Source organism: Achromobacter kerstersii (assembly GCF_902859595.1).
Classification (GTDB): Bacteria; Pseudomonadota; Gammaproteobacteria; order Burkholderiales; family Burkholderiaceae_B; genus Achromobacter; species Achromobacter kerstersii.
Map to the genome: position 1 here is coordinate 44,651 of NZ_CADIJQ010000006.1, position 17,206 is coordinate 61,856.

A 17,206-nucleotide genomic window follows, 5' to 3' on the forward strand; every position below is an offset into this window, starting at 1 on the left:
AAGGGGTCAGGCCCGGCCGTAACGCGGCGCCGCCTCTTGCCTTACGGGTTCAATGGCGTCGCGATACACCTGCACAATGCTCGGCAGCACTTCCAGCACGTACGTGCGCGTCAACCCCGCAGCGCGCTCAAAATCGCGCACTGCCACGGCCTGCGTGATGCCGTGGGTGTAGGTCTGGATGGTGTTGGTTTCAATCGAGCGCCGGGCCAGCAGGAAGCGCAGCGGCTCCACCTGTTCGTAGAGCTTGCTCAGCATGCTGGTCAGCGGCGTGTTGCCGGTGTAGCGGGCGCTGGCCAGATAGAACTCGCGGCATGCCGCGATGCTGGCGCGCACGTCGCGCTTGGCCATCGACGACGCAATCGCTTCGTCGTAGCTGCGCAGCTCGGCCACCAGCGGCGACAGATCCGTCACGTCGGCCAGCTGGCGCAGGCAATACGCCTCCAGCTCCGCGCGCAACATGTACAGGTGGCGGATTTGCGTTTCGGTATAGAGGGTGACCCGAAAGCCCTTGCGTTGGATATGCGTGACCAGGCCGCTCAACTCCAGCAAACGCAGTGCTTCCCGGATCGGGCTGCGGCTGGTGCCGAAACGCTGCTCTAGTTCTTGCTCCCGCAAGGGCTGCCCGGGCCGGATAGTGCCATCCACTATCAACTCACGAATCTGTTCCTGAAGGAAATACGGAATCGTGGCGGGCGCTTTGACGTCCAATCGGCTCCCCTTGTACTGCGCGAGGCATGGTATGAGACACCGAGAAGATACTAGAAATCTCTTGAAACACAAATAGGAAAATTGTTGCAGAGGTCAAAACGGGTTTGTCTCAGTCCCCGCCGTTCAATCCCAATCATCCCGATAGACGAACTTTGGCATCTGCCAGTTAAAGCGCAGAGCCAACAGACGCATGGCCAGCCCCACCGCCAACGCCAGCGGTACGGCGGCATTGGCCGACAAGCCCAGCGACTGGCCGCCCAGGTACAAGGCGCCGGTCAATACCGATACGCTGGCGTACAGCTCTTTGCGGAACAGCAGCGGCACTTCGTTGCAGAGCACATCGCGCAGCACCCCGCCTGCGCAACCGGTGATCATGCCGCTGATCAAAACGACGGTGACCGGCAGCTGCATCATCTGCGCCACCTGGCAGCCGATGACGGTGAACGCCACCAAACCCAGCGCGTCGGCCAGCAGGAACACGCTGCGCAAGCGCCGCATCACGGGCGCGATCAAGGCCGTTAGGATGGCGGCCCCGCCGGTCATCCACAGGTACTCGGGATGGATGACCCAGGTCAGCGGGTAATGCCCCAACAGCACGTCGCGCAGCGACCCGCCGCCCAGTGCAGTGACGCAGGCGATGATGCAGACGCCCATCCAGTCCATGTCGCGCCGGCCGGCCGACAGCGCCGCCGTCATGGCTTCGGCCACGATGGCGACTAAATACAGCGTGTGCAGCAAGGCGGGGGAAATGTCGGAGAACATGGAGATAACAGTTATAGAAAAAAGGGCCAGGGAAACCGGCGCGGCCAACCCCACATTGTATTGACGCTGATATTGCGCAATCCGCCATTGCCTGGTTGCGGCGCGTCCCTTACGCTGGACCGTGCGTTGACATCGATCAATCCCCTGTCTGCGTGGCGGCGAGACAATGGGATAACGCCCTGACAGGGCAGTACAAGCCAGGCTGCGCGGACGCGGGAGTCGCCACTCTGGCCACAACCGGGAGATAACGTATGACACAGCAAACAGGCCCCATCCTTCTGGCGACTGACCTGAGCGCGCGCGGCGATCGCGCCTTGGACCGCGCGCTACAGCTCACGAAGGAACTCAATACCAAGCTGATCGTCCTGCATGTCATGGAAAGCCATGCCACGCCTGCGCGCCTGACCACGCCGGTCTGGCGGCGCCTGTCGTCTGACCACAAGTCGCTGGCCGAACGCGAGCTGGCTGAAGACCTGTCTGCGGCTGACGTGCCGTCGGAAGTGGTGGTGGTGTCGGGCGATCCGCTGACGCGCATCATGGAAACCGCCGATAGCTATGGTTGCTCGCTGATCGTCACCGGCATCGCCCGCGACGAAACGCTGGGCCGGCTGCTGCTGGGCACCACCGTTGAGAAGCTGGCCCGGCAAGCGCGCCAGCCGGTGCTGGTCGTGAAGACCCGCCCGCGCAAGCCGTATCGCGACGTGTTGGTCGCCACCGACTTCTCGCCCGGCTCGCGCCAGGCCCTGCGCGCCGCGCTGCAACTGGTGCCCAACGCCAACCTGACACTGTTCCATGCGTACGACGTGCCGTTCCAGGGCAAGTCCGTGCCTGACGACGCCGTCACGCGCAGCTTCTACAAGGGCGCGGAACAAAGCGCGCAGGAATTCACGGCGCAAACGCCGGAACTGGCTGGGCTGACGCCGCCCAAGGTGGTGCTGGAACCCGGCCAACCCGAAACCGTGCTGTCGGAATATTCGTTCAACCATCGCTCCGACCTGGTCGTGACCGGCACGCACGGCCGCACCGGCATCCTGCGCACCGCCATCGGCAGCGTGGCTGAGCGCCTGTTGGAATCCCTGCCGAGCGACGTGCTGATCGTCCGGCTGATCGACGGCGAATAAGCGGGCCGGCAGGATCAGCACGGCCCCATGAAAAAGCGGCGCTTCTGGCGCCGCTTTTTGCTGTGCTGCGATGTGTCTGGGAAACGATTACGCCTGGTCGCCCTGCTTTTCCATGGTTTCGATCGTGCCACGCAGCATTTTCAACAGCACCAGCCCCGGCACGGCAATCACCACCGTCAGCAGGAAAAACCCCGGCCAGTCCAGGTACGCCACCAGCGGCGGCGTCAGCGGCCCCGCCAGATACGTGCGCCCCACGGCAGATAGCGCCGACAGCAGCGCAAACTGCGTGGCCGAAAACCGCTGCCGGCACAACGCCATCAACAGGCCCACGAACGACGCGGTGCCCAAGCCGCCGCACAGGTTTTCGATCCCCACGCCGGTGGCCATCAGCCAGATATTTTTCGGGCTGACCGCAATCAGCCAGTACGCCAGATTCGACACCGCTTGCAGCAGCCCGAACGCCATCAGCGACCGGTACAGGCCCCAGCGCGACATCAGCGTGCCGCCGGCCAGCGCGCCCACGATGGTGGCGGCCAGCCCCAGCACTTTGTTCACGGTGCCGACTTCGGTGGGCGTGAAGCCCGCGCCGCGGATCAGGAAGGTGGTGGACAAGGCGCCCGCGAACGCGTCGCCCAGCTTGTACATCACGATCAGCAGCAGGATGGAGATAGCGCCCGGCCGCGTAAAGAATTCGACCAAAGGCTCGCCCACCGCCTGCCCCAGATTGCGCGGGGCGCGAGCGACGTGTTCCGGCTCGGGCGCCCACAGCGTGGCCAGCACGCACAGCAGCATCAACCCGCCCATCAGCACATAGGTGTTGCCCCAGCCGATCCACTGGTCCGCCAGGATCAGCGCCAACCCGCCTGAGGCAATCATGGCCAGCCGGTACCCCATCACCTTCATGGCAACGCCGGCGCCGCGTTCCTCCTTGCGCAACACGTCCGTGCAATACGCGTCAAACGCGATGTCCTGGGTGGCGGACAGAAACGCCACCCCCACGGCCAGCATCGCCAGCGGCATCAGCGCGGTGGAGGGCGACATCAGCCCCATCAGCATGATGGCCAGGCCCAGCAGCACTTGCGTGACCAGCATCCAGCCGCGGCGGCGGCCAAGCAGCGGCGGCACATAGCGGTCGATGAGGGGGGCCCACAGGAATTTGATGGTGTAGGCCGTGCCTACGAGCGTCAGGAAACCGATTTCCTGGAGCGGGACGCCTTCCACGGTGGCCCAGGCTTGCAAGGTGCCGCCGGTCAAGGCCAGAGGCAATCCGCTGGCAAAGCCCAGGACCAGCAAGGGGGCCACGCGGGGGCTGGTGTAGACGTTGGATACAGCGGTAATGACGGTCTCCTGAAACGCGCCAGCACGGCGCAACAGGCGTTGCGCCGCGAGGCTTGCGGCATTTTAGGGCCTGTTCGGCCGCGCCGTCAGGGCGATCGGTGTCGGAATGTCAGGGCGTCGCGAAGCGATACACCGCCAGCGTGCTGCGCCAGCTGGGGAACAGCTTGACCTCGTGCCCTTCGTTGAACGTGGCGCGTTCAAGAATGCGCAGCTTCAGCTCACCGGCCAGCTGTTCGAAGTCGCGCAGCGTGCACAGGTGAATGTTCGGCGTGTTGTACCACTGGTACGGCATCTGGCCCGTGACCGGCATGCGGCCACGCAGGATGGCCCAGCCGTGCGGCCAGTAACCGAAGTTGGGAAACGACACGATACCGTGGCGCGCCACCCGCGCCATTTCGCGCAGGATGTGTTCGGTGCGGTGCATGGACTGAAGCGTCTGCGACAGCACCACCGTGTCGAACTGTTTGTCGTCAAACAGCGCCAGGCCGTCTTCCAGGTTTTGCTGAATGACTTCAACCCCGCGCCGCACGCAGGCGATCACGCAGGTGTCGTCCAGCTCAACGCCCGCGCCGCGCACCTGGCGGTTGTCGCGCAGGTGCGCCAGCAGCGCGCCGTCGCCGCAGCCCAAGTCCAGGACGCGGCTGCCGGGTTCGATCCAGCCCGCGATGCGCGCCAGGTCGGGCCGCAGCGCGTTATGGGCATAGCGGGGGGTGACAGGAGTCATGCGGAACGTCCTTCGGTCAGGGCGGTATCGCCCGCCAGCCCAAGCTCGCGCGCGATACGTTCGTAGTAGCCACGAACCACGGCATGGTAGCGCGCGTCTTCCAGCAGGAAGGCGTCGTGCCCGTGCGGCGCGTCGATTTCGGCATAGGTGACGGGGCTGGCGTTCTTCAGCAGCGCCCGCACGATTTCGCGCGAGCGCTCGGGCGGGAAGCGCCAATCAGTCGAGAACGACACCAGCAGGAAGTCGGCCTTGGCGGGCGCCAGCGCGCGCGCCAAGTCGCCGCCCGTCGTGCGGGCCGGATCAAAATAATCCAGCGCGCGCGTGATCAGCAGATAGGTGTTGGCGTCGAAATAGCGGGTGAATTTCTCGCCCTGGTAACGCAGGTACGACTCCACTTCGAACTCGACGTCGTAGCCGTAGTGGTAGGCGCCGTTTTCGGCGGGCGCGCGTTGCGCACGGCCAAACTTTTCGGCCATGTCGTCATCGGACAAGTACGTGATGTGGCCGATCATGCGCGCCACCGATAGGCCGCGGCGCGGCACGGTGTCTTGCGCGTAGTAGTCGCCGCCGTGGAAATCCGGGTCGGTGATGATGGCGCGGCGCGCCACTTCGTTAAAGCCGATGTTCTGCGCCGACAGGCGCGGCGTGCTGGCAATGACCACGCAGTTGGCCACGCGGTCGGGCAAGGTGATGGCCCAGCTGAGCGCTTGCATGCCGCCCAGCGATCCGCCCATCACCGCCGCAAAGCGATCGATACCGAAGTGATCGGCCACGCGAGCCTGCGCGCGCACCCAGTCTTCCACGGTCAGCACCGGGAACGCGGCGCCCCAGGGCTTGCCGGTTTCGGGGTTGACGCTGGCCGGACCCGTCGAACCGAAGCAGGAGCCCAGGTTGTTCACGCCGATGACGAAGAAGATGTTGGTGTCCACCGGCTTGCCGGGGCCGACCATGTTGTCCCACCAGCCGACATCGCTGGGGTTGTCTGCCGCCAGGCCCGCCACGTGGTGCGAGGCATTGAGCGCATGGCAGATCAGGACCGCGTTGGTGCGCTGCGCGTTGAGCGTGCCGTAGGTTTCCACGGCAAGTTCGTACGCAGCCAGCGACTGGCCGCTAAGCAAGGGCAGCGGCTCATCGAAGCGGATGAAGGTGGGTGCGACAAGACCGACGGAACCGGGATCAGCGGAGTCGGACGTCGTGACGGTGGCGGGGACGAACCCGCTGGCCGAATCACCGGCCAAATGTTGGGCAGGAGTGGTCATACGGACCTCTTTAGCTGGATTTATTGGAAGGCGCCCGCAAGCGGATCAGGCAAATCGGCGCCGAAATATGGGTACTGCACTCAGGTACAGCGGAAAGAATTCTAGCACTGCTTGGTGGGGCTGCTGAAGCGGGCCGCCGGTGTGACAATAGCGCTTACCGGCGGCGCGCTTCGCCAGCCCCCACCCATTTCGCGCGGCGCGCCCCCCTGACAGGAAGGATATGGCTCACATCTATCTGGACGAACTTCAACACCTGGCGGCCGCCGCCCTGGCCGCCGCCGGCGCCAATCCGGCGATGGCGGACAGCACCGCCCGCGCGCTGGTCTTTGCCGAAAGCCAGGGCATCAGTTCCCACGGCCTGTCGCGCGTGCCGTTCTACGCCGGCCATCTGCGCGCCGGCCGCGCCATCGGCTCGGCCGTGCCGCGCATGGTGCACGAGCGCGGCGGCGCAGCGCTGATCGACGCGGGTTCGGGCCTGGCCTATCCCGCCTGCGCCATGGCGGTCGAGCAAGCCGCCCTGCGCGCCCGCGAACACGGCATCGCCTTCATCGGCGTGGCCAACAGCCATCATTTCGGCGAAGCCGCCTACCACCTGGAAGCGCTGGCCGATGCCGGGCTGGTGGCGCTGGCGCTGAGCAATTCGCCCGCCGCCATGCCGGCCTGGGGCGGCAAGCGTCCGCTGTTTGGCACCAACCCCATCGCCGCCATCTTTCCCCGCCGCAATGGCGCGCGGCTGGTGATTGATTTGTCTCTGTCGCAAGTGGCGCGCGGCAAACTGATGATCGCCGCGCGCGACCACCAGCCCATTCCGCTGGGCTGGGCATTGGACGCCGACGGCCAGCCCACCACTGACCCCAAGGCCGGGCTCGCAGGCAGCATGCTGCCCGCAGGCGGCGTCAAGGGCGCGATGCTGGCGCTGATTGTCGAACTGCTGGCGTGCGCGCTGACCGGCGCGCACTTCGGTTTCGAAACGGAATCGTTCTTTGTCGACGCAGGCGGCCCCGCGCAGCTGGGCCAGGCCTTCATGGCGATCGACCCGGGCGCGCTGGCGGGCAACAACACCTACCTGGAACGCGTCGAAACCCTGGTTGACGCCATGCTGGAAGACGACGGCGTGCGCCTGCCCGGCGACCGCCGCCGCAAGCTGCGCGACGAAGCCGTGAAGCACGGGGTCGACATCCCCGACCCGCTCATGGCGCAACTGCGCGAGATGGCGGGCGTGGCCTAGCGCGCTAGGCGCCCTGGGTGAACCACAACATCAAGGGCGCCAGCAACAGGAACACGACCGTCGACACCAGCACCGCGCCAGCGGCGGTGTCGCCCAGCGTCGTATAACGCTTGGCGTACATGTAGCTGACCACGGCGCACGGCATGGCCATTTGCAGGCTCAGCGGGCCGGCCAGCACGGGCTCCAGGTCCAGCGCCCACACCACGGCCAAGCCTGCCGCCAGGCCCACCACCAGCCGGATCGCCGCGACTTTCGCGCCATCGCGCAGGCCGTTGGACGGAATCAGCGCCAGCGCATGGCCCAGGCTCAGCAGCATCAGCGGCACCGTCACCGCGCCCAGCATGCGGGCCGTTTCAATCATCCATTCCGGGACGGGGATATGCAGCATGCGCAATGCCACCGCCACCACCGACGCCAGCAGAATGGGGCTTTTCCAGCTGCCCTTGGTGTTCACGCCCGGCAGCAGCCGCACGGCGATTGTGTGCATGACAAAGGAATTCACGGCAAAGAATGCCACGGCCACCGACAGGCCCGCATCGCCAAACGCCAGTTGCGAAATGGGCAGGCCCAGGTTGCCGGCGTTGGGCAGGAAGGCCGTGGGCAGCAGCGTGCGCACCGGCAACTTCCACAATTTCAGCAGCAGCGCGCCAACCGCGGCGCACAGCAGCAGCGCCAGCAACGTGGCCGCCGCCACGTCGGCCAACGCGCGATCGTCCAGGTGGGTCGTGACAAAGGTGTGGAACACCAGGGCCGGCGTGGTCACGGAGGTGACGAGCGTGGTGATGAACGCCCCGCCAAAAGGGATATCGCGCTTGCCCCACAACACCCCGATGCCGACGCACGACAACAAAGGCAGCATCAGCACAATGGCTGACAGGTAAAACTGGGCAATGGCAAACATACAACTATTCCGTCAGAGATAAAGAGATTGATGCGCCAAGGCATCAATGCTTGCCCAGGGGCGATGTGGGCCGCAGCATGGGGGCACCTTGTCAACTACAGGGCGCACCGCCCATTGCCGCCATGTCCGTCAATCGTCCGCTGTCCGCATATTGCCCCGACCTGTTGCCCAGCAACCCGCCCCTGTCCCGCTTGCACCCGCCGATTTCGCCGCTGACCTCACTGTCGGCGCCCTTGCCCAGCGAGATGTCGGCCGCCAAGCCCCTGTCAGACCGCCAGGCCATCTGCCTGTTCTGGTCGGCCGCAGGCAAAACCAGCTGGGAAACGGCCCGCATCCTGGATGTCAGTGAAAGCACCGTGAATTTCCACCTGCGCAACGCCTGCACAAAGCTCGGCGTCCGGGGCCGGCGAGCCGCCGTGGTGGCGGCAATACGCCAGGGGCTGCTGGACACCGTCATGGTTTGACGGGTTTGGCCGGGTTCACCACCACCGACCGCAGGAATTCCCGCGCGCGTTCGGCGGGCAGGCTTTCCGTCGTGCCCGCCGCCACCGCTTCGATCAGCATGGTGTCAGTGACCCAGACCTTCGCCTGCAACCATCCCGGCTTGCCCATGGCTTTGCCGTGCACCTCGATTTCCTGGCCGTAGGGCGGCCACGCCATAGGCGGGGGGGCCTGCATGTTGGCGTACAGCGAATGCATCAGCGCCACGCCCAACGCCTGCTTGGCCACCGGGTCCGCCGCAATGTCGGGCGGCAGCGGCGCGCTGCCGATGGCAAACACCGCTTCACCCACCGTGGCCGTGGCCAGGGTAAAACGCAAGGTATGGGTATCCAGGCGCAAGTCGCGGGTTTCCGTCGACACGCGATCCGGGAACGCGGCGCGCACATGCCCGTCGGCCACGTCCACTTCGCGCCAGTTGTAACGGGGCGAGCAGGCAGCTACCAGCAGCGCCAACCCCACAATCACGCCGGCTTTCTTGAACATGAAACGAAACAGCGATGAAATCGTCATTACCCGAGGCCCGTGACGCCTAATCATTTCGAGGAATCTGGAAATTGTCGCCGATTTCGATGACCCCTGCGCCTGACGGCACGCCACTGGCCAATTATCTTTGGCCCGCCGCCCCCAATGTGCCCCCGCCGATTACCGGCGCGGGCACCCCCGGCATCTACCTGCTGCACGGGCTGAGCGAACACGCCGGGCGCTATGACCGCCTGGCCCGCTGGCTGGCCGCACGCGGCTGGACGGTGGGCGCGCACGACCACCGCGGCCACGGCCGCTCGGGCGGCGCCCCCGCCACGCTCGCCCACCAGGAAGACCTGGTCACTGACGCCGTCGAACGGCTGACCGCCTGGACGCAAGCCCAAGGCCGCCCGCCCATCGTGCTGGCCCACAGTCTGGGCGCGCTGGTGGCGGTGCGCATTGCGCTGCGCCGCATGGCCGAACTGGATGCGCTGGTGCTCAGTTCGCCGCCTTTCGTGGTCAACGTCCCGCTATGGGTGCGCCGCACGCTGACGTGGATGTCCCTGCATGCCCCGGACCTGCGCGTGCCCCACGGGCTGGCGCCCGCCCGTATCTCGCATGACCGGGCGGTCGTCAAAGCCTACCGGTCCGACCCGCTGGTGCGGCGCCGCATGACAGGCCGGCTGGCGCGCTTCGTGGACGAAGGCGGCCAGGAAGCCCTGCGCGAGGCCGGGCTGCTGCCCTGCCGCACCCTGCTGATGGTGGCGGGCGACGATTCCATCGTCGCGGCCGAAGGCAGCCGCCAATTCGCACAGCGGGCGCCCGCCGAATTGCTGACTCTGCGCTGGTACGACACCGCCTGGCACGAGATTTTCAATGAAACGGCCCCTATTTCCGATCCGGTTTATGCTGACCTGGACGAGTGGCTGGCGCGTACGGCTCAGGCATTGTCCCTGCGCCCAGTATTGGCTCCCTCGGCACAGGAAGCCGGCACCCCGTAAAATCCGGCGACAGACCCATACGAGAAGAATCCGTGACTGATACCGCCGCCAACCGCCTCTCCCGCCTAGAGGCCAACCGCTCGCTGCTGACCCAGACGCTGCGAGGCATTGAGAAAGAAGGCCTGCGCGTGGACGAACAGGGCATCCTGTCGCGCACCCCGCACCCCGCTGGCCTGGGTTCGGCACTGACCAACGAACACGTCACCACCGATTATTCCGAGTCGCTGCTCGAACTGATCACGGGCACCCACACGGATGTGGACGCGCTGCTGGCCGAGCTCACCAATACCCACCGCCACGTTTACAGCGTGCTGGACCACGAGCTCATCTGGAATCAGTCGATGCCGGCCACGCTGCCCGCAGAAGCCGACATTCCCATCGCCTGGTACGGCAAGTCGAACACCGGCATGCTCAAGCATGTTTACCGCCGGGGTCTGGCCGAACGCTATGGCAAGACGATGCAATGCATCGCCGGCGTGCATTACAACTTCTCGCTAGCCGAAGACTTGTGGTCGGTGCTGGATACGCAGCCTGGCTCGGTGCAAGACCGCCGTTCGCGCGGCTACATCGGGCTGATCCGGAACTTCACGCGCTATTCCTGGTTGCTGATGTATCTGTTCGGCGCGGCCCCCGCGCTGGCCAGCGACTTCCTGCGCGGCCGCGAACACCCCTTGAACCGCCTGGGCGACCACACGCTCTACTTGCCGCATGCCACCAGCCTGCGCATGAGCGACCTGGGTTACCAGAACAAGGCGCAGTCGCAGTTGAAGCTTTGCTACAACGACCTGGACACGTTCCTGGGCCGTTTGTACGACGCCGTGACGCAGCCCTGGCCCGACTACCAAAAGCTGGGCACGCATCGCAACGGCGAATGGATTCAGCTGAACACCAACGTGCTCCAGATCGAAAACGAGTACTACTCCAGCATCCGCCCCAAGCGCGCCACCGGCCGCTGCGAACGCCCCATCACGGCGCTTGCGGAACGCGGCGTGCAGTACGTGGAAGTGCGCTGCCTGGATATCGACCCCAGCTCGCCCGTGGGCATCGACGCCAGCACCAGCCGCTTCGTTGACGCCTTCCTGCTGTTCTGCACCACGTCCGACAGCCCGTTCTTCCCCGCCAGCGGCTACTGCCAGCGCAGCGCCGACAACTTCTCGACCGTCGTCAAGGAAGGCCGCAAGCCCGGCCTGATGCTCGACCGCGAAGGCCAGGCCGTATCGCTCACGCAATGGGGCCACGAACTGCTGGACCAGATCGCGCCGTACGCCGCGTTGTTCGATTCCGCGCTCGGCGGCAACGCCTATGCCGAAGCCTTGTCCGCGCAGCGCGCCAAGCTTGATCACCCCGACACCACGCCGTCGGCGCGCTTGCTGGAAGCGCTGACGCAAAGCGGCTTGTCGTTCCATGATTATTCGCTGCAACAAAGCCGCCAACACGCAGACACGCTGCGCGCGCAAGCGCTGCCGTCAGATCTGGCGGCCGCCTATGAGCAAGCCGCCGCGCAGTCCACGGTGGAACAACAACGCCTGGAGCAATCCGACACGGTGGATTTCGACACCTATGTCGCCCGCTACCACGAGGCGCTGAAAGCGCCGCGCAAATAAGGCGTATCGTTAGGGTTTGGTTTTGCGGCGCCCGTTCCTGGGCGCCGCGAATCACGTCAGTCACTCAGGAGGTTTTTTCCATGCGCCGCACTGCAACACTCTTGCTGGCCTTGGCAGCCAGCATGGCGGGTATCGCCCATGCCGCGCCGCCCGCCATGCAGACCGTGGAATCGGTAGACCTGAAACGCTACGCAGGCATGTGGTACGAGATCGCGAATTTTCCGATGTTCTTCCAGCGCAACTGCGTCGGCGACACCACGGCGGAATACACCGCGCATCCCGATGGCACGATAGGCGTGAACAATCGCTGCCGCACGAAGGATGGCGATATCGATTCCGCCTCCGGTACCGCCACTGTCGTGGAAGGCAGCAACAACGCCAAGCTTGAAGTCACGTTCGTCAAACCCTTCAAGGGCGACTACTGGGTCATCGGCCTGGACCCGGAATACCGCTGGGCGGTGGTGGGCACGCCCGACCGCAAGTACCTGTGGATTCTGTCGCGTTCGCCGCAACTGCCCAAGGAAGAATTGGACAAAGCCCTGGCCGCGGCCACGGCTCAGGGCTATCAATTAGATGAACTGCGCTACACACCGCAGAAGTGACGCAGCACTGACGCAGCTGTAGCTCAGCAGCCGCTCAGCAGTCTCTCAGCAATGACACAACCGGCGCATGATTGCGCCGGTTGTCATTTGGCCACGAATCAGCCCACGACAGGTCAGCCCGCGTAGTCTCGCGCCAGACGCACGACCGTCACGCCGGGCTTCAACTGCCGCAACGACGGCATGATCAGCGTGCAGTGATCGTACGGCGTCACGATGGGCTGGCCATCTGCCCAGCCGATCACCGAACCCGCTGCTTCCAGCGTTTCCAGCCCTGTCCAGCCCTGCGCAAACTGCACGTCCATCGACGGTGCAACGACGGCATTCGTCACTTCCAGCACACGTTGCACGGCAGGATCAGGCATCAGCCAGCCCGCCGGCAGGTCAGCCGCATCCAGCACGCCCGACTCCACCAGCATGCGCGCCACCATGTCGCGCGCCACATCGCGCGCGGCCAGCTCGCCGTGGAAACCGCATTCGATCAGCAAGGCGCAGGCGTCTTCGCGCGCCGGGTCGCCGAACTGCGCAAAGTCACGCATGCGCACGCCGTCCTTGTGACCCGCATCCACGATCACGTGTTGCGGCGCCTTCAGGCGGCGCGCCAACGCGATGTTGCGCGGCAAAACGCCCGTCAACAACAAGGGCGCGCCCGGCTCATGCATGGAATGCAAATCCAGCAGCCAGTCCGCGCGCTCCACAAAGGGGCGCAGGGCCGCGCCGCGCTGGCGGTCGGGCGTGGTCGGGTTGTCCAGGCGCTCGGCGCTCCAGACGCGGTTCATGTCTTCGGCTACGAAGCGCGAGGCATCGTGGTTGGCATGATCAAAGCGGTCGAACGCGTCCAGGTTGCAGAACGCCAGCGTCAGGCTGCCGCGGCGCGGCTTCACGCCAGCGGCCAGCAAGTCCTTCAACGCCCACGCGCCGCACAGCTCGTTGCCGTGCACCAGCGCGGACACCATGAGCGTGCGTCCCGGCACGCCCGAATCAAAATGCCACACGCCCGGCGTGCCAGTGTTGCCGGCGCGCTCGGCGCTCAGGTCGGGAACGGGAAGCTTGAATTCCATGGTGTGATCCGCTGTGTTGCCTGGTGATGCGATGGGGTTGATGGCTGTGGTTTTAGTGCACGTCTACTGCACGTTTACTCTGCACGTTTACTGTGCTTCGATCTTGGCGGCCTTGACCAGCGCGCCGTACTTCTTCGTCTCTTCGGCCTGATAGGCCACCATGTCCACGCCCGGCTTGGCCACTTCGCCGCCTGCGTCCTGCATCTTGTTGCGGAACGGTTCGGACTTCAGCGTTTCATCCAGCACGGTGCGCAGCTTGGTGACCACCGGCTCCGGCAAACCCGCCGGGCCATACAGCGCGAACCACAGGTTGATATCGACAGATTCAAAGCCCGGGGTAGCGGCCAGCGGCGCGATCTCGGGCGCGGCCGGCGAACGCTTGTTCTCGGTCAGCCCCAGCGCCACGATGTTGCCGCTGCGCACTTGCGGCAGGCCCGAAGACAGCACCAGCATGCCGTAGTCCAGCTGGCCGCTCATCAGGTCCGTCACCAGCGGCGACACACCGCGGTACGGCACGTGTTCGGCGCGCGTGCCGGTGGCCTGGTTGATCATTTCGCCCGCCAGATGCAGCGTGGTGCCCACGCCCGACGAGCCGTAGTTGAACGTGCCGGCGTCAGCGCCGCGCAGCTTCTTCAGATAGTCGGCGGCAGTTTTCACGCCGGAATTCTTGCTGGCGGCCAGCAGCATCGGCTGCGAGGCCACGAGGCCCAGCGCCGTGAAATCCTTGGCGCTGTCGTACTTCACCGCCGTGTTGATCATGCGGGCAATCACCATTTCATTGGTCGAGCCCAGAAAGATGGTGTAGCCGTCGGGGGCCGCACGCGCCACGCGTTGCGCGCCGATGGTGCCGCCGGCGCCGCCCACGTTTTCGACCACCACGGTCTGGCCCAGGCGCTTGCCCAGCTCTTCGCCCAACAGGCGCGCGGTCAGGTCCAGGCTGCCGCCGGCGGGGTAGCCGACGATCAGCGAAATGGTACGGGCGGGGTAATCCGCGGCAGACGCGGCCGGGGCGGCAGCCAGGGCCGAGGCGGCACACAACGCAACAAGCGCTGCACGCAGCGGATGCAGAATGGACTTCATGGTTTTCTTCCTTGGGGTGCTGGGGGTGGACGGCGTGGCCGTCTCATTTGAGGTTTAGGCTCACATTTTCGTGGCGCGCACGCACGTCATCCGTGCCAAAACGGCACATCTTCGTGCTTATCTTGTTTTTCGATAATGATGGGCAGCCGCAGAACGGCGATCAGGCCTTGCGATTGGCGGTGGCTTCCCAGGCGGCTTCCGCCAAATCCGTCAAGCGCGCGCGCGGCCGGTACAAGCGCACTTCAAAAGCGATTTCCTCGCTGCGGCCACCCAGCGCGGCCAACACGCCTCGCCGGCAATCCGCCGCCACCATCGACCACGGCAACCACGCCACCCCCACCCCCTTGGCAACCGCACCATGGGCGGCGTCCAGCGAATCGCTGCGCACGAACGGCGTCAGCGCATAAGGCGTGGTTTCCAGGCGGTCGCCAACGATGCGTTCCATCGCCAGCCCGCCCGTGTAGGTAATCAGCGGCACCGGCGGCCCGCCATCTTGCAGCGTGTAGCGGGCGCGGCCGCGCGTATCCACCTGGCTGACCGGCACCAGCTTGTCGGTGGCCAGCGTCATGTAGCGATAGCGCGCCGGACTCAGCGGCACGGACAGCGCCGGATGCTCGTAGCAGCACAGCAAATCCACCTTGCCCTGCTCCAGCCGCACCACCAGATCCTGCGCCTTGCCGGTGGACAGCTCCACTTGCGTGCCCTCGGTCAGCACCTTGGGCGTGCGATGCCGCAGCCGGGCAATCCAGTCCGCGACCAAAGTGCGCGCCAGGCTGCGGCCGGTGGCGATGCGCAACACCGCTTCGCCGCCCGCCCCTGAACTGCGGATGCGATGGCGCACCAGCCCCATCTGCTCGACTACCTGGGTGGCCGTCTTCAGCAGGGCTTCGCCTTCGGGCGTCAGCGTGACGGGCAAATGCTGGCGTTCGACCAGCGGCGCGCCGGCCCAAACTTCCAGCGCGCGTATGCGCCGCCCGAAAGCGGGATGCGTGACGTGGCGCAGCTCGGCCGCGCGCACAAAGCTGCCGGTACGCGCCAGCGCAATCAGGTCTTCAAGGAGTTTCAGGTCGGCCATAAGGCGAGCGTACGAAAGCACAAGGCAGTAGCTTAAGCGATTGACCGTCCCGTTTAAGCGATTGACCGTCCCGTAGATTGGCTGGCCCTTGGGTTGACCGGCCAATCAGACCGTCGCTCAGCGCGCCGCCAGCCCCATCATCGCCAAGGTCGCACGCGTCAGGTCGCTGTCCGGGTCTTCAAGCTCGTTGACCAGATCGAAGTGATTGCAATGCGGCGTGGGGATGCGGGTGGACGCCAGACCCGCGGCGTTCCAGGCCGCTTCGAACGCGGAAGTCTGATTCTTGAACCCTTGCGTCTCCAGGCCGCCCACTGCCAGCAGCATCGGCCCCGCGTGTTCGGGCAGATTGAAGATCGGGCTTTGATGCGCGGCTTGCTCGGGCGTCAGGCGCAGCCACGTGTTCGGCAGGATGTCGCACAGCGGTCGCAAGTCGAACAGCCCGCTTAGCGCCAGCGTGCCCTTGATGACGTCGTCCGGGACGCCATAGCGCGCGGGCCAGCCGGGCGCGACCAGCATGCCGGCCAAGTGGCCGCCTGCCGAGCTGCCGCCCACATAGATGCGGTCAGGGTCCACGCCGTAGGCCGCCACGTTCTGGTACAGCCAGGCCACGGCGGAACGCACTTCGCGCACCACTTCGCCCAACGTGGCTTCCGGCACCAGCGTGTATTCCAGCGTGGCCACGGCGGCGCCCGCGGCGTTGAAGGCTTCGGCCATGACCGGCGCATCTTCCTTGCGCTGCGCACGCCAGTAACCGCCGTGGATGAACACAAACAGCGGCGCCGGGGCGCGCGACGCGGCAGGCAGGAACAAGTCCAGCCGCTCGTCCTGGCCCATGCCGTAGCGCAAGTCCAGCACGCCGGGGCGGCGCGTGCGCACCCGTGCGGACGATTCCGCGTAGCGCTGCACGCAGGCGTCAAAATCCGCCACCGATTCGCGCGCGTTGTATTGCACCTCGCGCTCGGCGATGGTGGGAAAGAAAAGGTCGATGTCGGCGTTATGCATGTCGTGCCTGCGAGTCGGGCTGTGAAATGATCCGTTCGATGAATTGCGCGGTCTTGCGGTAGTGGGCCGCCAGCATGGCGACGGAACGATCCGCGTCGCGCGAGATCGCCGCGTCGAGCAATTGGCGGTGTTCGTCATCCACGTTGCGTTCCGGCCCGTAGGCCGTGGCGCCCGCGCGCGCAGGGCGGCGGTAACGCTCGGTTTGCGCATACAGCTGCGTAGACAAGTCCAGCAACCAGTGCGACCGGCACGCGCCAATCAAGGCATGGTGGAAATCCAGGTGGCGCGCTTCGAGCAGTTCTTCCCGTTCTTCCGACGGCGGCGAGGCCTCGCCCGCGCGCTGCGCCGCCAGCGTCAGCGCGTGATACGCCCCCACCAGCCGCGTTTCCCAGGCATCGTCCGCATTGGCCAGCGAGCGGCGCAGGGCATCGCAATCAATCAGGATGCGCGTTTCACAGGCGTCCCACATTTCCTCGACCGACAAGGGCGCGATGCTGAAACCGCGCGATGTGGTGTTCACCACCATGCGTTCGCTGCGCAAGCGGTTGAGCGCTTCGCGAATGGGCGAAAAACTGCTGCCGTAGCGCTGCTTCAGCAACTCCAGCCGCAGCGACTGGCCCGGCGCGAACGCACCGCTCATGATGTCGCGCCGAAGCAGGCGATACACCTGCTCCGACAGCGTAATTTCTTCCACGTCAGCATTCCCGTCCGATCCGGGATCGTCCTGGCGGGAAGCTTTGATTCTTGGCTTCAACATGCTCTCCAGATGTCAGCGGCTTG

Annotated in this window: 18 protein-coding genes and 1 riboswitch; of the genes, 6 read left to right on the forward strand and 12 right to left on the reverse strand. The window is 65.6% G+C overall.

Annotation, left to right across the window (positions count from 1 at the left end):
- Positions 1 to 6: 6 nt before the first annotated feature.
- Complete coding sequence (locus HV765_RS18155) at positions 7 to 708, reverse strand: GntR family transcriptional regulator (RefSeq protein ID WP_054421273.1); 702 nt, start codon at positions 706 to 708, stop codon at positions 7 to 9.
- 123 nt (positions 709 to 831) lie between these two features.
- The gene (locus tag HV765_RS18160; protein ID WP_054421272.1) at positions 832 to 1,470 is read right to left on the reverse strand and encodes a trimeric intracellular cation channel family protein; all 639 of its coding nucleotides are present in this window, start codon (positions 1,468 to 1,470) and stop codon (positions 832 to 834) included.
- A 251-nt stretch (positions 1,471 to 1,721) separates the two neighbouring features.
- On the opposite strand from HV765_RS18160, the gene HV765_RS18165 reads away from it, so the two are divergent.
- Positions 1,722 to 2,591, forward strand: a complete 870-nt coding sequence (locus tag HV765_RS18165; protein ID WP_054421271.1) for a universal stress protein — start codon at positions 1,722 to 1,724, stop codon at positions 2,589 to 2,591.
- Positions 2,592 to 2,678: 87 nt separating this feature from the next.
- Here the strand turns inward: HV765_RS18165 and HV765_RS18170 are convergent, their stop codons facing one another.
- The 3 genes from HV765_RS18170 to metX all read right to left on the reverse strand — a co-directional run bounded on the left by HV765_RS18170 (position 2,679) and on the right by metX (position 5,912).
- Positions 2,679 to 3,962, reverse strand: coding sequence for a muropeptide transporter (locus HV765_RS18170; protein WP_420840126.1), 1,284 nt, complete (start codon positions 3,960 to 3,962; stop codon positions 2,679 to 2,681).
- A 76-nt stretch (positions 3,963 to 4,038) separates the two neighbouring features.
- On the reverse strand, positions 4,039 to 4,653 hold the full coding sequence (metW, locus tag HV765_RS18175; RefSeq protein ID WP_054421270.1) for a methionine biosynthesis protein MetW: 615 nt from the start codon (positions 4,651 to 4,653) through the stop codon (positions 4,039 to 4,041).
- On the reverse strand, positions 4,650 to 5,912 hold the full coding sequence (gene metX / locus HV765_RS18180) for a homoserine O-succinyltransferase MetX (protein ID WP_054421269.1): 1,263 nt from the start codon (positions 5,910 to 5,912) through the stop codon (positions 4,650 to 4,652). The genes metW and metX overlap by 4 nt, the downstream gene beginning before the upstream one ends.
- Positions 5,902 to 5,983: riboswitch (SAM riboswitch) on the reverse strand. (Overlaps the previous gene by 11 nt.)
- A 149-nt stretch (positions 5,984 to 6,132) precedes the next feature.
- Between metX and HV765_RS18185 the strand changes: the two genes are divergently transcribed.
- Positions 6,133 to 7,140: an Ldh family oxidoreductase gene (locus HV765_RS18185; protein ID WP_175170544.1), complete on the forward strand. Its 1,008-nt coding sequence runs from the start codon at positions 6,133 to 6,135 to the stop codon at positions 7,138 to 7,140.
- A gap of 4 nt (positions 7,141 to 7,144) precedes the next feature.
- Here the strand turns inward: HV765_RS18185 and HV765_RS18190 are convergent, their stop codons facing one another.
- Positions 7,145 to 8,041 carry an AEC family transporter gene (locus HV765_RS18190; RefSeq protein ID WP_175170545.1) on the reverse strand — a complete coding sequence of 299 codons (897 nt, stop codon included), beginning with the start codon at positions 8,039 to 8,041 and terminating at the stop codon, positions 7,145 to 7,147.
- 245 nt (positions 8,042 to 8,286) lie between these two features.
- Here HV765_RS18190 and HV765_RS32125 point away from each other — a divergent pair, with 245 nt between their 5' ends.
- Positions 8,287 to 8,505 carry a LuxR C-terminal-related transcriptional regulator gene (locus tag HV765_RS32125; RefSeq protein WP_054421410.1) on the forward strand — a complete coding sequence of 73 codons (219 nt, stop codon included), beginning with the start codon at positions 8,287 to 8,289 and terminating at the stop codon, positions 8,503 to 8,505.
- Here the strand turns inward: HV765_RS32125 and HV765_RS18200 are convergent.
- Positions 8,495 to 9,052 (reverse strand): hypothetical protein, encoded by a 558-nt coding sequence (locus HV765_RS18200; RefSeq protein ID WP_054421266.1) that lies wholly within the window; start codon positions 9,050 to 9,052, stop codon positions 8,495 to 8,497. The two genes, HV765_RS32125 and HV765_RS18200, sit on opposite strands and share 11 nt — an antisense overlap.
- Positions 9,053 to 9,111: 59 nt before the next feature.
- On the opposite strand from HV765_RS18200, the gene HV765_RS18205 reads away from it, so the two are divergent.
- The 3 genes from HV765_RS18205 (at position 9,112) to HV765_RS18215 (ending at position 12,211) form a co-directional block, all read left to right on the forward strand.
- Positions 9,112 to 10,005, forward strand: a complete 894-nt coding sequence (locus HV765_RS18205; protein WP_175170546.1) for an alpha/beta hydrolase — start codon at positions 9,112 to 9,114, stop codon at positions 10,003 to 10,005.
- Positions 10,006 to 10,037: 32 nt separating this feature from the next.
- Positions 10,038 to 11,609 carry a glutamate--cysteine ligase gene (gene gshA / locus HV765_RS18210; protein ID WP_054421265.1) on the forward strand — a complete coding sequence of 524 codons (1,572 nt, stop codon included), beginning with the start codon at positions 10,038 to 10,040 and terminating at the stop codon, positions 11,607 to 11,609.
- Positions 11,610 to 11,689: 80 nt separating this feature from the next.
- The gene (locus tag HV765_RS18215; RefSeq protein ID WP_054421264.1) at positions 11,690 to 12,211 is read left to right on the forward strand and encodes a lipocalin family protein; all 522 of its coding nucleotides are present in this window, start codon (positions 11,690 to 11,692) and stop codon (positions 12,209 to 12,211) included.
- 113 nt (positions 12,212 to 12,324) lie between these two features.
- On the opposite strand, the gene HV765_RS18220 is transcribed toward HV765_RS18215, so the two are convergent.
- From HV765_RS18220 to HV765_RS18240, 5 genes are all read right to left on the reverse strand, one after another.
- On the reverse strand, positions 12,325 to 13,269 hold the full coding sequence (locus HV765_RS18220; protein WP_175170547.1) for a M14 family metallopeptidase: 945 nt from the start codon (positions 13,267 to 13,269) through the stop codon (positions 12,325 to 12,327).
- Positions 13,270 to 13,356: 87 nt separating this feature from the next.
- Entirely contained in the window at positions 13,357 to 14,349 is a 993-nt protein-coding gene (locus HV765_RS18225) for a Bug family tripartite tricarboxylate transporter substrate binding protein (RefSeq protein ID WP_175170548.1), read from the reverse strand.
- A gap of 160 nt (positions 14,350 to 14,509) precedes the next feature.
- Positions 14,510 to 15,424, reverse strand: a complete 915-nt coding sequence (locus HV765_RS18230; protein ID WP_054421261.1) for a LysR family transcriptional regulator — start codon at positions 15,422 to 15,424, stop codon at positions 14,510 to 14,512.
- A 117-nt stretch (positions 15,425 to 15,541) separates the two neighbouring features.
- Positions 15,542 to 16,426 (reverse strand): alpha/beta hydrolase, encoded by an 885-nt coding sequence (locus HV765_RS18235; protein ID WP_175170549.1) that lies wholly within the window; start codon positions 16,424 to 16,426, stop codon positions 15,542 to 15,544.
- Positions 16,419 to 17,180, reverse strand: coding sequence for an FCD domain-containing protein (locus tag HV765_RS18240; protein WP_054421409.1), 762 nt, complete (start codon positions 17,178 to 17,180; stop codon positions 16,419 to 16,421). Before HV765_RS18240 ends, HV765_RS18235 begins: the two co-directional genes overlap by 8 nt.
- Positions 17,181 to 17,206: the final 26 nt, after the last annotated feature.

Excerpts from the sequence above, each read along its gene's own strand:
- HV765_RS18205 (WP_175170546.1), top strand. The coding sequence starts at position 9,112 with ATGACCCCTGCGCCTGACGGCACGCCACTGGCCAATTATCTTTGGCCC.
- HV765_RS32125 (WP_054421410.1), top strand. The coding sequence starts at position 8,287 with ATGTCGGCCGCCAAGCCCCTGTCAGACCGCCAGGCCATCTGCCTGTTC.
- HV765_RS18230 (WP_054421261.1), bottom strand. The coding sequence starts at position 15,424 with ATGGCCGACCTGAAACTCCTTGAAGACCTGATTGCGCTGGCGCGTACC.
- HV765_RS18220 (WP_175170547.1), bottom strand. The coding sequence starts at position 13,269 with ATGGAATTCAAGCTTCCCGTTCCCGACCTGAGCGCCGAGCGCGCCGGC.
- HV765_RS18190 (WP_175170545.1), bottom strand. The coding sequence starts at position 8,041 with ATGTTTGCCATTGCCCAGTTTTACCTGTCAGCCATTGTGCTGATGCTG.
- HV765_RS18225 (WP_175170548.1), bottom strand. The coding sequence starts at position 14,349 with ATGAAGTCCATTCTGCATCCGCTGCGTGCAGCGCTTGTTGCGTTGTGT.
- HV765_RS18235 (WP_175170549.1), bottom strand. The coding sequence starts at position 16,426 with ATGCATAACGCCGACATCGACCTTTTCTTTCCCACCATCGCCGAGCGC.
- metW (WP_054421270.1), bottom strand. The coding sequence starts at position 4,653 with ATGACTCCTGTCACCCCCCGCTATGCCCATAACGCGCTGCGGCCCGAC.
- HV765_RS18165 (WP_054421271.1), top strand. The coding sequence starts at position 1,722 with ATGACACAGCAAACAGGCCCCATCCTTCTGGCGACTGACCTGAGCGCG.
- HV765_RS18185 (WP_175170544.1), top strand. The coding sequence starts at position 6,133 with ATGGCTCACATCTATCTGGACGAACTTCAACACCTGGCGGCCGCCGCC.
- HV765_RS18215 (WP_054421264.1), top strand. The coding sequence starts at position 11,690 with ATGCGCCGCACTGCAACACTCTTGCTGGCCTTGGCAGCCAGCATGGCG.
- HV765_RS18200 (WP_054421266.1), bottom strand. The coding sequence starts at position 9,052 with ATGACGATTTCATCGCTGTTTCGTTTCATGTTCAAGAAAGCCGGCGTG.
- HV765_RS18160 (WP_054421272.1), bottom strand. The coding sequence starts at position 1,470 with ATGTTCTCCGACATTTCCCCCGCCTTGCTGCACACGCTGTATTTAGTC.
- metX (WP_054421269.1), bottom strand. The coding sequence starts at position 5,912 with ATGACCACTCCTGCCCAACATTTGGCCGGTGATTCGGCCAGCGGGTTC.